Raw genomic sequence first — 14,644 nt, 5'->3', positions numbered from 1 at the left:
AGCCGGGACACCGGGAAGGGGCAGCTGGGTTGACCACGCACGCACCGCAGGCGACGCAGTCCGTGATGCTGCCGGCCTCGCTAGACGAGGCCGCGGCGGCTCTGGGAGCCATGCCCGCCGCCGTTCCTGTGGCCGGGGGCACGGACCTGATGTCGGCCGTCAACAGGGGGCTGCTGCGCCCCTCGGGGCTGGTCGGCCTCGGCCGGATCGGCGAGCTCCGCGGCTGGCACTACCAGGACGGCCACGCCCTCCTCGGCACCGGGCTCACCCACGCACGCATGGGGCGGCCCGACTTCTCCGCCCTCATCCCCGCGCTGGCCGCGTCCGCGCGCGCCGCGGGCCCGCCCCAGATCCGTAACGCCGGAACGCTCGGCGGCAACATCGCCACCGCCGCCCCGACCGGTGACACCCTGCCGGTGCTGGCCGCCCTGGAGGCGGAGCTCGTCATCGCGGGCCCGGGCGGCGCCCGCCGTGAGATCCCGGTCTCCCACCTGCTGGCCGGCCGCGACATGCTCGGCCCCGCCGAACTGATCGGCTTCGTCCGGGTACCGCTGCTGCACGCCCCCCAGGTCTTCCTGAAGGCCACCGGCCGCACCGGCCCCGGCCGTGCCACCGCGTCCGTGGCGATCGTCCTCGACCCGGTCCGGCGCGGGGTGCGCTGCGCGGTCGGCGCCATCGCCCCGATGCCGCTGCGGCCGCTGGAAGCCGAACGCTGGATCGCCTCACTGATCGACTGGGACGGCGAACGGGGCCTGGCCCCCGACGCGCTGGCGGCCTTCGGCGAGTACGTCGCCGCGGCCTGCATCCCGGACGAGGCACCGCTCGCCGACGGGGGCCAGGCACCACCGCTGCCCCCCGCGGTTCTGCATCTGCGGCGGACCGTCGCCGCGCTGGCCCGACGCGCGCTGGGGAGGGCACTGGCGTGAGCAACGAGGAACACAACGATCAGCACGGGCAGCGGGAGCAGCCGCAGCACGGGAGCTGGCAGCCGACCCCGCACGGCGGCGAGTACGACGTCGACGCGACGGCCTTCGTCCACCTGCCGCCGGAGGACCTGGCGAACATCCCCCTGGCCGCGCCCGGCCAGGGCTACGTGCCGCCGATGATCGTGCCGCTGACCCCCGTGGCCGGGTTCGAACCGTCGGCCTCGGGCGGCTGGGCCATGGGGACGCAGGGCCGTCAGGAGCAGGACGCGGGAGCGGACCGGCCGACGCCCGAAGCGGTGCACTGGCCGGACCCGAACCAGCAGCAGCCGCAGTCGCCCTACGCGTACGACTACCAGCAGCCGTACCGGGAGACGTCGGCCGCGACCGGCCAGTGGAACTTCACGGAGTCCACCGAGTTCAGCAGCCACGCCGACCACGGCGCTCCGGTCGATCTCGACGCTCCGGTGGACCACGGTGCTCCGGTGGACCACGGCGCTTCGGTGGACCACGGTGCTCCGGTGGACCACGGTGCTCCGGTGGACCACGGCGCTCCGGTCGGCCTCGACGGTCGGTCCTCCCACGTGCCTCCGGCCGACCAGAGCGGCCACTTCGACCACATCGCGCCGACCGGCCCGAGCGGTCACGTCGACGAGGGCGGGCAGGCCGACGAGGGCGGGCGCTTCGACGAGGGTGGCCATGGCGCCCCCACCGGACAGTGGACGATTCCGGTCGCCGACGGTGATCTGCCGGAGGAGTCCGGAGAGTTCGCGGCGTCGGCTCTCGCCTCCCCGTGGTACGTGGACCAGAACCCTCCGGCCACGCTGCCTGGTGGTGCGCCCGCTCCGTGGGCGGCCCAGCCGGTCGCGGACGGCGGGACCGAACCCCCGGTGGAGCAGCCGGCACCCGGTAGGGACATAGAGCCCGAGCACGCGTCAGGAGCCGAGGCCCCACCCGTGGGCGAGGCCTCCGGGGCGCCCTCCGACCCGTACGTCGACACGGCCCCCGAGGCGGCGTCCGCGCGTTCTTCCGCAACGGACGTGCCGACGCCCCTCGTGACGGACCCTCCGGCGCCCTCCGCGGTCCCTGCCGCGCCCTACGAGGACACCCTGCGGTCCCACGCCCCCGAGACGGCACCGGAGCCGGTCGCCGAGGCCGGCCCTGTATCCGTCGTGACGGAGGCCCTCGTTCCCGACGTTCCCGAGGCGGACCTCACGCCGGCCCCGGCCCCCGAGACCGCCCCGGCCCCCGAGACCGCCCCGGCGGCCGAACATCCGGCAGAGCCCGAGCCCGAGCCCGAGCCGGCAGCCCCGGCGGCCGACCCGGTCCCGGATGCCGACCCGGCCCCGGACTCCCTTGTCCCCGAGGCGGACCCCACGCCGGCCCCGGACCCCACGCCGGCCCCGGCCCCCGAGACCGCCCCGGCCCCGGACACCCCGCTCGCACCCCCGTCCCTCGCCGTCCCGAGCGAACACCCCGCCGCCTCCTACGTCCTGCGGGTGAACGGCGTGGACCGGCCGGTCGCCGACGCCTGGATCGGTGAGTCGCTCCTCTACGTGCTCCGCGAGCGCCTTGGCCTTGCCGGGGCCAAGGACGGCTGCTCGCAGGGCGAGTGCGGTGCCTGCAACGTCCAGGTGGACGGCCGTCTGGTGGCCTCCTGCATGGTCCCGGCGGCGACCGCGGCCGGCAGCGAGGTCCGTACCGTCGAGGGTCTGGCCGTGGACGGCGAGCCGTCCGACGTCCAGCGCGCACTCTCCGACTGCGGAGCCGTCCAGTGCGGCTTCTGCATCCCCGGTATGGCGATGACCATCCACGACCTGCTGGAGGGCAACCACGCCCCCAGCGAACTGGAGACCCGTCAGGCGCTCTGCGGCAACCTCTGCCGCTGCTCCGGATACCGGGGCGTCCTCGACGCCGTGAGCGAGGTCATCGCAGGCCGCGAGACACTCACCGATCCCACTTCGTCGGGCTCCCCGTCCCCGGAGCCCGACGAGGCCCGCATCCCGCGCCAGGCGGCACCCGGCGCCGGTAGCGTTCAGCCGTATCCGCAGGACGGAGGCATGGCGTGAGCAACGACGCAGCCACCGCTGCCAACGCGACCAGCACACGGATCACCGCCCCACCGGTCGACGGGCCCGGCACCGAGCCGCGCGTACTCGGCCTCGGCGTCTCCCTCCCGGCCGCCGACACCCGCGCCAAGACCGAGGGCACCTTCCCGTACGCCGCCGACCTCTGGGCCGAAGGCCTGCTGTGGGCCGCCGTCCTCCGCTCCCCGCACCCGCACGCCCGCATCCTGTCGATCGACACCTCGGGCGCCTTCGAGATGCCGGGCGTACGGGCCGTCGTCACGCACGAGGACGTCCCGGGCGAGAACGCGTACGGGCGCAGGATCGTCGACCGCCCGGTCTTCGCCTCCGGCCTGGTACGCCACCACGGCGAGCCGATCGCCGCGGTCGCCGCCGACCACCCCGACACGGCCCGGCTCGCCGCCGCGGCCATCGCCGTCGAGTACGAGGTCCTCGAACCGGTCACCGACCCGGAGAAGGCCTTCGCCGCCGAACCGCTGCACCCCGACGGCAATCTGATCCGCCACATCCCGCTGCGCTACGGCGACCCGGACGTCACCGGCGAGATCGTCGTCGACGGCCTCTATCGCATCGGCCGTCAGGACCCGGCCCCGATCGGCGCCGAGGCCGGACTCGCCGTGCCCCGCCCCGACGGCGGCGTGGAGATCTACACCGCCTCCACCGACCCGCACACCGACCGCGACCTCGCCGCCGCCTGCTTCGGCCTCGAACCGGATCGGGTGAAGATCGTTGTCACCGGTGTCCCCGGCGCGACCGGTGACCGCGAGGACCCCGGCTTCCAACTCCCCCTGGGGCTGCTGGCGTTGCGCACCGGCTGCCCGGTCAAGCTGACCGCCACCCGCGAGGAGTCCTTCCTCGGCCACGCCCACCGTCACCCGACGCTGCTGCGCTACCGCCACCACGCGGACGCCGAGGGCCGGCTGGTGAAGGTCGAGGCACAGATCCTGCTCGACGCGGGCGCGTACGCCGACGCCTCGTCCGAATCCCTGGCCGCCGCGGTCGCCTTCGCCTGCGGCCCCTATGTCGTCCCGCACGCCTTCATCGAGGGCTGGGCGGTCCGCACGAACAACCCGCCGTCGGGCCATGTGCGCGGCGAGGGCGCGATGCAGGTCTGTGCGGCGTACGAGGGCCAGATGGACAAACTGGCCGCCAAGTTGGGCATCGACCCGGCCGAACTGCGCCTGCGCAACGCCCTGTCCACCGGGGACATCCTCCCCACCGGCCAGACGGTGACCTGCCCGGCACCGGTGGCCGAACTCCTGCAGGCGGTGCGGGACTTCCCCCTCCCCGTTCTCCCCAAGGACACCCCGGAGGACGACTGGCTGCTCCCGGGCGGCCCGGAGGGTGCGGGCGAACCGGGCGCGGTGCGCCGGGGCGTCGGCTACGCCCTGGGCATGGTCCACATGCTCGGGGCGGAGGGGACCGACGAGGTCTCCACGGCCACGGTCCGGGTCCACGACGGCGTCGCCACGGTCATCTGTGCCGCGGTCGAGACCGGCCAGGGCTTCTCGACCCTGGCCCGCCAGGTGGTCCAGGAGACCCTGGGCGTCGAGGAGGTCCACGTGGCCTCCGTCGACACCGACCAGCCCCCGGCGGGCCCGGCCACGCACGGCCGTCACACCTGGGTCTCGGCGGGAGCGGTGGAACGCGCCGCCAAGATGGTCCGCACCCAGCTTCTCCAGCCCCTGGCCCACCAGTTCGGCATGTCCACGGAGCTGCTGCAGATCGCCGACGGGAAGATCACCTCGTACGACGGGGTGCTGTCCACGACGGTCACGGAAGCGATGGACGGCAAGGAACTCTGGGCCACCGCCCAGTGCCGCCCCCACCCGACCGAACCCCTGGACGAGTACGGCCAGGGCGACGCCTTCGTCGGCCTCGCCTTCTGCGCGGTCCGCGCGGTGGTGGACGTCGACATCGAACTCGGCTCCGTACGGGTCGTGGAGATGGCGGTCGCCCAGGACGTCGGCAGGGTCCTCAACCCCGCCCAGCTGGCGGCACGTATCGAGGCGGGCGTCACCCAGGGCATCGGCGCCGCCCTCACCGAGAACCTCCGCACCGCCCGAGGCCTGATCCGCCACCCCGACTTCGCCGGCTACGCGCTCCCGACCGCCCTGGACGCGCCGGACATCCGCATCGTCGAACTCATCGAAGAACGCGACGTGGTGGCCCCCTTCGGAGCCAAACCCGTCTCGGCGGTCCCGGTGGTGACCTCCCCGGCGGCGGTGGCCGCCGCAGTACGAGCAGCCACCGGCCGCCCGGTCAACCGCCTCCCCATCCGTCCCCAGACAGCGGTGGCGGTGCCCAAGTCCTGAGCCCTGTAGGGACGGTGTGCTCCGGATTGCGGCCGCGACCCGGAGGTGCGCACGGCCACCGCTGCTGGCTAAGGTGAACCCCGAAGCTGGAGCCGAAGCATCAGTCGGCTGTCGCTGAACGGGGGAGGTTGCTGTGGGGCAGGAAGATCCGGGGGCGGAGTCCTCGGCGTATCCACTGGCTGTCCTGGGCGGGCTGGGCGCCATCGGCGCGGTGGCCCAGCACGCGGTGGGCGAACTGGTCACCGAACTGTCGTCGTTCACCAAGTTCCGCGAACGCGTCGAGGAGATCCTGCGGGACCTCAAGGCGTCGCCGGCCGGCCCGAGAAAGGTCGGCCAGGACACCATGGGACGCGAGCGGTTCGGCGGCGGCAAGGGGGAGTGGTCGGAGGCGGACGGCCTGTACACGTCGTACTCCACCGTCATCAAGGAGTTGGAGGGGCTGTCCCAGCTGCTCTCGGACTCCATCGAGGGCATGAGTATCGCGGTCCTCGGGTCCCACAAGGGTTACGAGTCCGTCGACTTGGACGTCCGTCAGCGCATGCTCGCGATCAAGCACAGCACGGAGACCCACCACCGGGCCGACCAGGCCGAGGCGGACGCTGTGGCGAAGAACGAGCACAAGCCTCCGGCGACACCGGAGGGTTCGGGGGACACGTCCGGTACCAGTGCCTATTGATGCCGGTGGAGTTGTTCTCCGCATGCGAAGGACTGGGACGAGGACGGGGAGAGAGGCGGCGTCATGGGCACGGATTTCGACAAGAAGACCCACGAGGAGATGCTGGCGTGGCTGGACCAGGCCAACAGCGGTGAGATCCAAGGGGCCGCTGATCGCCTGAAGAGCGCCGCGTCGGAGATCCGCAAGATCGCTGAGGAACTCAAGGTCCGCCCGCAGTGGGTGGAATGGAAGGGTGAAGGAGCCGACGCCTTCCGTACCTGGAGTGCGGATCTGGCCAACGCGACGCTGCGGCTGGGTGATTACAGCGAGGGCGCCTCGAAGTGGCTGGGCGAGGCGTCGAACGCGGTTGCCGCGGCGCAGGTGTCGATCCCTCGTACGGAGGCGGGCGCACAGGCGAATCTGGACGCGGCGCTTGCCGCGCGAAACGATCCTGACGCGTCGGCGGTGGCGAAGAAGTCCGCGGAGACGCTGCTCGCGACGAGCGAGAGGAACCGCGAAGAGGCGGCTGCGCAGATGCAGAAGCTGGCTCAGACGTACAGCTTCTCGTCGACGCAGATCGAGGGTCTGGAGAAGCCGGTGTTTCCGGCTGTGCCGGAGGTCATCGCGCCGGAGGACGACGGAAGCAAGGCGGGCGGAAGCGCGGAATACCGCCGACAGGCCGAGACCTCCAGCACCACAGGAGGCAACGCGAGCGATACCACCACGTTTGTACGCGGTCCTGAGGCGGGAGGCACAAAGGCCGTTCAGACCGTCCATGCCGGGACGACGAGCGCGCCGCCATCGGCGGCTCACACGGTGCAGCGCCCCGTGGGCATGGACATAGACAGCGTTGCTGTGCTGCCAGAGACTCCAGCGGCACCGTCGGTGACTTCCCCAGGTCTGCCTACTGGAGGAACGGTCGACCGTGGCACTTCTTCCCTCCCCAGCGGTTTTCCGCCCGTCGTCAGCACCGTCTCAGCGCCTGTGACGACCAGCACCGGTAAGACCCCGATGGGAGTACGGCCGCCGGCAAACTCTCCGGGCCGGGTGAGTCCGACCACTGGGCCGACAAGTCGGCCCTCAGGCGGAAGCGGCATCGTTGGTGGCCGCCCTGCTCCGCAGGTCTCCGGTCGGCCGACGGGTGGCCTTCCCCGTGGCACCGTCATCGGTGGTGAGGGAACCCAGTCCGGTCGTGGATCAATGGCGCATGGCACGGGTACGGGCGGCATCGGTGGCGCCCGGAACGGCATCGCCGGTGGTCGGCGTCTGGCAGGTGAGACAGGCGGAGTTGTCGGCGGCCGCCCCAACCAGCCTGGACGTACGAGTGCCAGGGTCTTCACCCCGGGCGGTACCGGTCTGGTGCGTGCGGCTGAGGGCACGGGTGCCGGCGGTCTGGCAGGGCGGTCGGGCAATGCCCTGCAGCGTCAGCGCGATGGCCGACGCGATGAGAGCGAAGAGAGGCCGAATTACCTCATAGAAGATGAGGAAACCTGGCAGAACGGGCGATCTGTGGTGCCCCCAGTCATCGACTGAACGGTAAGAACTCACTGAAAGGTATCTGAATGCATACCAGGAGCACCCGTCTGGCGGGGGCCACTCGCTGCGCAACTGTGGTGTCCACCGCGCTGGGGCTGCTGCTGGTTGGAGCAATTCCTGCGACTGCGGATTCTGTCCGATCGGATCAGTGGCATCTGGACGCTATGAAGGCTGAACAGATGTGGAAGGTGAGCACTGGTGAGAACGTGACAGTTGCAGTCATCGACACCGGAGTGAATGCCTCAAATCCCGATCTCGTCGGACAGGTGCTCAAAGGGCTGGACCTGGCGCCTGAATCCCCTGGTGATGAGCAAGTCGACTACGACACTCACGGAACGGCGATGGCTGGCCTGATCGCGGGTACCGGCAAGTCGGGAGGAGGGGACGGCGCCTTCGGGCTCGCTCCTGGAGCCAAGATCCTACCTGTCCGATTGAGGGACGATACCGGAAAAGTTAACGGTGCTACGGGTAGTGTGAATTTCAGTGAGGATGTTTCTGCGGGAATCCGCTTTGCGGTGGACAACGGCGCCAAAGTGATTAACATTTCCCAGGGGGACTCGACTGGCTCGCAGGATCTGGAAGATGCGGTGAAATATGCCCTTGAAAAGGGGGCTCTTATTTTCGCTGCGGTTGGAAATTCTGGCAATGCGCAAAACGAGTCGGAGTATCCAGCTGCTACTCCTGGTGTTGTTGGGGTTGGCGCGCTCGGTAAAGATGGCAAGAAGACTGAAGAATCTCAGTACGGCGCTCAAGTAGACCTCTCGGCTCCGGGAGAGGACATGGTCCATGCATGCGGAGGCAAGGGAGGCCTCTGCAGGTCTCATGGAACCAGCGACGCCACCGCCATCGCCTCCGCCTCCGCCGCCCTGATCTGGTCCAAGCACCCCGACTGGACCAACAACCAGGTCCTCCGCGTCATGCTGAACACGGCAGGGGGCCCGACCAGCGGCGTCAAGCGCAATGACTACGTGGGCTACGGCTCTGTCCGCCCCCGTATCGCCCTGACGACGCCGGGCGATCCCGGTCCGGCCGATGTGTACCCGCTGCCCGACCTGGCGGCGGCCGAGAGTCCCAGTCCTTCCGCCTCCGCCGAGCCCTCCAAGGCGAGGGAGGGTTCGAAGGACGACAAGTCGGTCGCAGGAGCTGCCGTCTCCGACGACGGCAGCAGTAACACGGGTCTCTGGGTCGGTATCGGGATCGGTGTGGTCGTGCTCGTCGGCGCAGTGGCCGCCGCCCTGGCCACCCGCTCCCGTCGCCGTAAGGCCGCCGCAGCCGGCCCACCCGAGGGCGCGTACCAGCTCCCGCACCCCAACCCGTACCAGCAGCCCCAGCCCATGCACTCGGCCTACGCACCCCCGCCGACCGCTCCCCCCGGGCCCAACGCGCCCTACGGCCAGGCTCCCTACGAAGAGAAGCCGAACTGAAGCGCGCGCTCGATTCCGCGTGCGCGTCGCCCGGTGACTTTCGCGCCCCACTGCATTCGTTCGGCCGTTCACCTGGCCCGCAACAACGCTCCGATGACGACAGCGACCAGGCGGACGTGATGCCGACAACGCGCTGAGGCGCCGGCTCTCACCCCTCCTCCGGCACCAACTGCGCCATCACCAGCCCGTACAACAGCTCCACGTCCACGAACTCCCCTTCCCGCGGCGCCCCGTACCGCCAGCTCAGCGGGTACGTGTTGCCGTCGGGGGCGGGGATGCCCACGTACTGGTCCCGGGCAGCCAGCCCGAAGCACCGGGCGCCCGGGGGCCAGTCGTACTCCTTGCTCGAACCGGGCGGGACCAGGAAGTACATCCACCGGCCGCCCGCGATCTCCCGTACGACCGGGCCCGGTTCGCCTTCGGTGAGGGTCTTGAGGTGGTGCAGGACCGCCTCACCCCGTACGCCGCGGAGCCGGATGGCGTCGAAGTAGATGCCGGTCAGGTGGAGTTGGAGACCGGCCGTGGGCACCCATTCGGGGAGTTTCTTGCTCGTCATGACTTCAAGCATTCCGATGGATGCGTAGCGTCACCAGGAGGACGCGGTTCACATCGGCAGACTGTGGTGAGGTGGTGGTGACTGTGGGGACGAGTGAGGAGCCGTCGCAGGTACGGAGGCTGGTGGGGGACCTCCTCCGTATCCACCGGGTGCGGGCGGGGCTCACGCAGAAGGGTGCGGCGGACCAGCTGCTGATCTCGGAGTCGCTGATGGGGGCGGTCGAGCGGGCGGAGCGCATTCCGGCGTTGGAACTCCTGGCCGACGCGGACCGGGTCTTCCTCGCGGGTGGTGCGCTGAAGGCGTGCATCGAGCTGATCGACGAGGAGAAGTACCCCGCGAAGTTCCTGGACTGGGCGCGGCTGGAACGGCTGGCGCGGGTCATCAGCGCGTACGAGACGATGCTCGTCCCGGGGCTGCTCCAGACGGAGGCGTACGCGTACGCCCTGTACCGGGCGCGCAAACCCGCGTACACCGAGGACGAGATCGTCCGGCATGTCGAGGCGCGACTGGAACGGCAGGCGGTGCTGATGCGCACGCCGCCGCCGTACGTCGGGTTCGTCATCGAGGAGTCGGTCCTGAGCCGGACGCTCGGTGGCCCCGAGGTGTTGAAGGAGCAGTTGCTGCATCTGCTGGACTGCATGCGGCGGATGAACCACCTCACCGTGCAGGTGATGCCCTCCGATCAGCACACGCACGCGGGATTGATGGGGCCGATGCAGTTGATGTGTACGGCGGAAGGCCGCAATCTGGTGTACGTGGAGGCGCAGGGTGGCGATAGGTTGATCGCCAGGCCGGAGCAGGTGGGTGACATGTTCGACCTCTTCGGCATCCTGCGGGCCCAGGCGCTCAACCCCTGGAAGTCGGCGGAGATCATCGAAGCGAAGGCGAGGCAACTGTGACCACTGGCCCCGAGCTCTCCTGGTTCACGTCCAGCTACAGCGGCAACGAGGGCGGCGCCTGCGTCGAAGTCGCCTACGACTGGCGCAAGTCCAGCTACAGCAACAACGAGGGCGAGGCCTGCGTCGAGGTGTCCGCCTGCCCCCACACCGTCCACGTCCGGGACTCCAAGGTCACCGACGGTCCCACCTTCGCCGTCGCCCCCGCCGCCTGGGCCAGCTTCCTGGGCGGTGTCGTCGCGGACTGACCGCGCGTGTGCGGCGAGTTGCGGGTCCCGGTACGACCGGGACCCGCGGCCAGACGGAAGGCCGTGTCCTACGACCGACGGATGAGCGGGTGACCGTCTCACGAGAAGTCGGCAGAGACCGGTGGGGGCTTGCTCTTCGGGCTGCGCGCGTTCCGCATGGGTGAGGAGCGGAGAGATTGCTCAGTCAGCACCCGGTGAGCGGTTGGGCGCCCATAGCTGGTCGGCGTCACCAGCGGCGAGTCGGCCTCGGTAGACGTCGATCTTGTGGTCGATGAGTTTCAAGTTCTCCTGGAGTTCGGCAATGCCGGCCAGCACGTCGGCGCGATGCGACTCGAGCAGGTCCAATCGCTCTTCTTCGTTGCCGCGGCCTGCCGCGACGAGTTCGGCGTAGTGACGGATGCCCCGGATGGGCATGCCGGTCGCCCGCAGTCTGGTGCAGATGGTGATCCACTCAAGGTCGAGTGGGTGGTAGCGGCGTCGACCGCCGTGGGTGCGGTCGACGGGGGTGACGACCAAGCCGACACGTTCGTAGTAACGCAGGGTATGCACGCTGACTCCGGTGCGGCGGGCGGCTTCGCCGATGCTCAGACCCGCCTGCGAAGGGGCTTGAGGGCGCCGTGATTCAGGCTGCGGATTGACCTCGACCACGCTCTAAATCCTAGCTTCGGGGTCAGTTGCCGCTGACCCCTTACTGCCGACCGTCAGTAATCCCTCTCGACGGGAGAAGCCCGCATGCCTGAACTCAGTCGGCGCCGCCGACTCCTGGTGCTCGCGATCTGCTGTGCCGGCGTGATCGTCGTGGTGATGGACATCTCCATCGTCAACGTCGCGCTGCCGGCAATGCGCCGCGATCTGCATGCCTCGATGTCCGGCCTGCAATGGACGATCGATGCGTACACCCTGGTGCTGGCCGGCTTCCTGGTGCTGGCCGGATCCACCGCCGACCGGGTCGGCCGTCGGCGCATCTTCCAAGTCGGCCTTGCCGTCTTCGGATTGGGCTCGCTGTTGTGCGGCCTGGCTCCGACCCTCCCCTGGTTGATCGGGGCGCGGGCGCTGCAGGCCGTCGGCGGCACCATGCTCAACCCGGTGGCGATGGCCATCGTCGCGACCACATTCTCCGACCCGGCTGAGCGGGCCAGGGCCATCGGCGTGTTCGGCTCGATGACCGGCCTGTCGCTGGCGCTGGGCCCGGTCCTTGGCGGCGCGCTGGTCGACGGCTTCGGCTGGCACTCCGTCTTCTGGATCAACGTGCCGATCACGGCCGCCGTGATCGTGTGCACCGCGCTGTTCGTGCCCGAGTCACGCGCACCGCGGGCCCGCCGGTTCGACCCCGTGGGCCAGGTGCTGGTGATCCTGGTACTGGGCAGCGTCGTTTTCGCGATCACCGAGTCCAGGCTGCTGGGCTGGACCTCGCCGGTCATCCTGGGCCTGCTCGGCGTGGCAGCGGTCGGAGTGCTGGGCCTCGTCGGCTACGAACCACGCCGCATCGACCCGCTGTTGGAACTGCGTCTGTTTCGCAGCGTGCCGTTCAGCTCCGCAATCCTGATGGCGCTCTTCGCGCTGTGCGGGTTCGGCGCATTCCTGTTCGTGACCACCCAGTACCTGCAGGATGTACGCGGTCAGTCGGCGCTGGCGACGGGACTGTGCCTGCTCCCGGTCGGGGCACTGGTCGTCGTGCTCTCCCCGGTCACCGGCCGGCTGGTCGGTGCGCGCGGTCCCAGGCTTCCGTTGCTGGTTGCCGGGGGCGCGCTGACGCTGGGCGGCGGTGCGTCGCTCTGGCTCGGACCGAAAACCCCACTGCCGGCCGTGTTCGCGACCTACCTGTTGTTCGGCATCTTCCTGAGCACGGTGAACCCGCCGATCACCAACACAGCGGTTTCCGGCATGCCCCGCTCGATGGCCGGGGTGGCCGCCTCGCTGGCCTCCGCAGGCCGGCAGACCGGCACCACCCTGGGCGTTGCGATCTCCGGAACGATCGTGGGACCGGTCCTGCCCGGCGGCGGGACGGCGTTCACCGGCGCGGAGCGCGGCGTGTGGTGGATGGTTCTGGGGCTGGGCCTGGGCATCGTGGGCCTAGGCCTGCTGAGCACGGGGCGGTGGGCCTTGAACACCGCTGCCAGAGCGGCAGCCTTGTTCGAGAAGGTGGACGGTGGCGGGGATCTTCCAACCGCTTCCATCGGCCGCCGGTGAACGGCAGAACGGCACGGCGCAAGGACGAGGGTGGAGACGGCAGCGCTGATCCAGGTAGGGACAGTGGCCACGTCGATGCGGTCCATGGCGTCCATCCCGCAGCAGCGGTCCGCAGTACAGCCATCTGTTTGAGCAGATTCCGAGCAAGAGGGGCACATTCCGGTCACTGCGAACCTCGCAGTCGGCAGCCGGGCGTAGCTGCACCATGCGCATGCCGCCGCGGGCGGGGAAAGGAAGTTGGGCCATCCGGACTAGGCTCCGCCTGTATGAGATTTCGGCGGTGACTGCTCCACGGAGTCTCTCCGGGCAGGAGTCCCGTGCCTGATTCCGATGTATACGCGGGTAGCTGTCGAATGGTTGATGAACACACATGTGGCCCAGGAGGACTGATGAGGACCAGTGGGATAGGCGGCGTGCGGACCCGCTCTCGGCGCGTTGCAGGTTCGGGGCGTTCTTCCGTGTGCGGAGTGGCCCTCATGTCGCTGGGGCTGGCCGGACTTGTCGGTTGTAGCGGGGAACCCGAGTCGGTCACGAAGGAGAAGACCGTGGCGGCCGCAGGGCTCTGCGGCGGTGCAGTGTCCGCGGATGCCGCGAAGGCGTTGCAGTTGATCTCGGGGGCGGAGAAGTTCGAGCCGACCGGGAAGGACTCGACGACGGTGAACGCAGTCCAGAAGCTGATCGACAATTTCTCCCCGTTGAGTGAGAAGCCGAGCATGGTGCCGGAGGACCTGTGTCGGATCTACCCGGGCGATGAGTCGAATCACGAAGAGATCCGAATCCAGTTCCACCTGGTCTACGGGAAGTTGGCAGAGACCGGCGGGGACCTTGCCTCGGGGCTGCGCGCGTTCCGCATGGGGGAGAAGGCTTCGGCCGGATCGGACCGTTCGTTCCTGCAGTTCGCGTGTACAAGCGACAAGCTCACTGGGTCGAGCGAGTCGCCGGCCCACGTGGAAGTCCTGATCAGCCAGAGGAAGGCTCCGGAGGGAGACACCGAAGAGCTGAGAAGTGCCCAGGCGGCGCTGGTCCACTCGGTTTCCCTTTCCATGGCCCGGGAGTCGGGCTGTGCCGACGATGGTGGGCTGGAGGAGCGTCCTGCGCTGAAGCCCGAGTAGCGCGGCGCGGGACGAGCGGTCGGAGACGACTCCGAGGAAGCCCGAATGAGGCTCGAAGAGCAGATGAAGGAGTTGCGAACATCGTATGCCGGGGTGCCGGTTGTCTCTTGAGTCCCGTTTGTTCGGATCGGCTGAAGGGGCGAGCGCCTCCGGCGTTGGTGGGCCGAAGCGGAACGGCTAGCGTGGGTGTCGGTGAAGTCGGAAGTGGCGGCTTCGGTGATAACCACAACTGGGTTCGGGGGAGTTCATGGCTTTTGATGCGGAGTGGGCGGCTCTTCGCGCTGATGCGACGCGGCGGGTCGATATGCGCCTCAACGGGGTCGAGGGAGGTGCCGGCGGTCAGGCCGGTCCTGCCAATGCCGACCTGGCGGTCAATCAGGACAACCTGGGGGCCATTGGGCATGACGCATACGAATTGCGTGACCGGCTTTCCAGGGATGCGGACCGCGCCCGTCCCACCACCTTCGACGCGGCGATTGCGCTCACCAACGGCAACTTCGACAGCGGGTCCGCGCTGCTGAAGGTCAATGACCGGTGGAACACGCACCTGAAGACGCTCCTTGACGCCTGCGCGCAGATATCGAACCACCTGAACTACACCAAGTCCGCCCATGCCAAGGACGACGTGCAGATCGGTGGCGATCTGATTTCCGTGTCCAAGCTCGACGAGTATCTGAAGTAGTACGTGGGGGGAACAGGGAC

The 14,644-nt window shown here is 69.4% G+C and carries 13 protein-coding genes; 11 read left to right on the top strand and 2 right to left on the bottom strand.

What is annotated here, in order from left to right; translation table 11 throughout:
* Positions 1-29: 29 nt before the first annotated feature.
* The 6 genes from AB0L71_RS29615 to mycP all read left to right on the top strand — a co-directional run bounded on the left by AB0L71_RS29615 (position 30) and on the right by mycP (position 8,940).
* Complete coding sequence (locus AB0L71_RS29615) at positions 30-926, top strand: FAD binding domain-containing protein (protein WP_365248661.1); 897 nt, start codon at positions 30-32, stop codon at positions 924-926.
* Positions 923-2,992: a 2Fe-2S iron-sulfur cluster-binding protein gene (locus AB0L71_RS29610; RefSeq protein ID WP_365248658.1), complete on the top strand. Its 2,070-nt coding sequence runs from the start codon at positions 923-925 to the stop codon at positions 2,990-2,992. The genes AB0L71_RS29615 and AB0L71_RS29610 overlap by 4 nt, the downstream gene beginning before the upstream one ends.
* Entirely contained in the window at positions 2,989-5,325 is a 2,337-nt protein-coding gene (locus AB0L71_RS29605; RefSeq protein WP_365248655.1) for a molybdopterin cofactor-binding domain-containing protein, read from the top strand. Before AB0L71_RS29610 ends, AB0L71_RS29605 begins: the two co-directional genes overlap by 4 nt.
* Positions 5,326-5,458: 133 nt before the next feature.
* Positions 5,459-6,001, top strand: coding sequence for a hypothetical protein (locus AB0L71_RS29600; protein WP_365248652.1), 543 nt, complete (start codon positions 5,459-5,461; stop codon positions 5,999-6,001).
* A 63-nt stretch (positions 6,002-6,064) separates the two neighbouring features.
* Positions 6,065-7,513, top strand: a complete 1,449-nt coding sequence (locus AB0L71_RS29595) for a hypothetical protein (RefSeq protein ID WP_365248649.1) — start codon at positions 6,065-6,067, stop codon at positions 7,511-7,513.
* A gap of 29 nt (positions 7,514-7,542) precedes the next feature.
* Positions 7,543-8,940 carry a type VII secretion-associated serine protease mycosin gene (gene mycP / locus AB0L71_RS29590; protein ID WP_365248646.1) on the top strand — a complete coding sequence of 466 codons (1,398 nt, stop codon included), beginning with the start codon at positions 7,543-7,545 and terminating at the stop codon, positions 8,938-8,940.
* Between the two features lie 148 nt (positions 8,941-9,088).
* Here the strand turns inward: mycP and AB0L71_RS29585 are convergent, their stop codons facing one another.
* Entirely contained in the window at positions 9,089-9,496 is a 408-nt protein-coding gene (locus AB0L71_RS29585) for a hypothetical protein (RefSeq protein ID WP_365248643.1), read from the bottom strand.
* 122 nt (positions 9,497-9,618) lie between these two features.
* Between AB0L71_RS29585 and AB0L71_RS29580 the strand changes: the two genes are divergently transcribed.
* Both AB0L71_RS29580 and AB0L71_RS29575 read left to right on the top strand, forming a co-directional pair.
* Entirely contained in the window at positions 9,619-10,395 is a 777-nt protein-coding gene (locus tag AB0L71_RS29580; protein WP_365248640.1) for a helix-turn-helix transcriptional regulator, read from the top strand.
* The gene (locus AB0L71_RS29575; RefSeq protein ID WP_365248637.1) at positions 10,392-10,640 is read left to right on the top strand and encodes a DUF397 domain-containing protein; all 249 of its coding nucleotides are present in this window, start codon (positions 10,392-10,394) and stop codon (positions 10,638-10,640) included. Before AB0L71_RS29580 ends, AB0L71_RS29575 begins: the two co-directional genes overlap by 4 nt.
* Positions 10,641-10,820: 180 nt before the next feature.
* On the opposite strand, the gene AB0L71_RS29570 is transcribed toward AB0L71_RS29575, so the two are convergent.
* The gene (locus AB0L71_RS29570) at positions 10,821-11,288 is read right to left on the bottom strand and encodes a MerR family transcriptional regulator (RefSeq protein ID WP_365248634.1); all 468 of its coding nucleotides are present in this window, start codon (positions 11,286-11,288) and stop codon (positions 10,821-10,823) included.
* Between the two features lie 84 nt (positions 11,289-11,372).
* Between AB0L71_RS29570 and AB0L71_RS29565 the strand changes: the two genes are divergently transcribed.
* The 3 genes from AB0L71_RS29565 to AB0L71_RS29555 all read left to right on the top strand — a co-directional run bounded on the left by AB0L71_RS29565 (position 11,373) and on the right by AB0L71_RS29555 (position 14,624).
* Positions 11,373-12,830 (top strand): MFS transporter, encoded by a 1,458-nt coding sequence (locus AB0L71_RS29565; RefSeq protein ID WP_365248631.1) that lies wholly within the window; start codon positions 11,373-11,375, stop codon positions 12,828-12,830.
* Positions 12,831-13,306: 476 nt separating this feature from the next.
* Positions 13,307-13,942 (top strand): hypothetical protein, encoded by a 636-nt coding sequence (locus AB0L71_RS29560; RefSeq protein WP_365248628.1) that lies wholly within the window; start codon positions 13,307-13,309, stop codon positions 13,940-13,942.
* Positions 13,943-14,189: 247 nt separating this feature from the next.
* Positions 14,190-14,624 carry a hypothetical protein gene (locus AB0L71_RS29555; protein ID WP_365248625.1) on the top strand — a complete coding sequence of 145 codons (435 nt, stop codon included), beginning with the start codon at positions 14,190-14,192 and terminating at the stop codon, positions 14,622-14,624.
* The last annotated feature ends 20 nt before the right edge of the window (positions 14,625-14,644 follow it).

Source organism: Streptomyces sp. NPDC052052 (assembly GCF_040680455.1).
In the GTDB taxonomy this organism is placed as follows: Bacteria; Actinomycetota; Actinomycetes; order Streptomycetales; family Streptomycetaceae; genus Streptomyces.
Note: the sequence above shows the minus strand (reverse complement) of the source record. Positions and strands in the feature narration are given on the sequence as shown.

What these genes read in the sequence shown, in the direction of transcription:
- AB0L71_RS29595 (WP_365248649.1), top strand. Translation starts at nt 6,065, where the DNA reads ATGGGCACGGATTTCGACAAGAAGACCCACGAGGAGATGCTGGCGTGG.
- mycP (WP_365248646.1), top strand. Translation starts at nt 7,543, where the DNA reads ATGCATACCAGGAGCACCCGTCTGGCGGGGGCCACTCGCTGCGCAACT.
- AB0L71_RS29585 (WP_365248643.1), bottom strand. Translation starts at nt 9,496, where the DNA reads ATGACGAGCAAGAAACTCCCCGAATGGGTGCCCACGGCCGGTCTCCAA.
- AB0L71_RS29565 (WP_365248631.1), top strand. Translation starts at nt 11,373, where the DNA reads ATGCCTGAACTCAGTCGGCGCCGCCGACTCCTGGTGCTCGCGATCTGC.
- AB0L71_RS29560 (WP_365248628.1), top strand. Translation starts at nt 13,307, where the DNA reads ATGTCGCTGGGGCTGGCCGGACTTGTCGGTTGTAGCGGGGAACCCGAG.
- AB0L71_RS29555 (WP_365248625.1), top strand. Translation starts at nt 14,190, where the DNA reads ATGGCTTTTGATGCGGAGTGGGCGGCTCTTCGCGCTGATGCGACGCGG.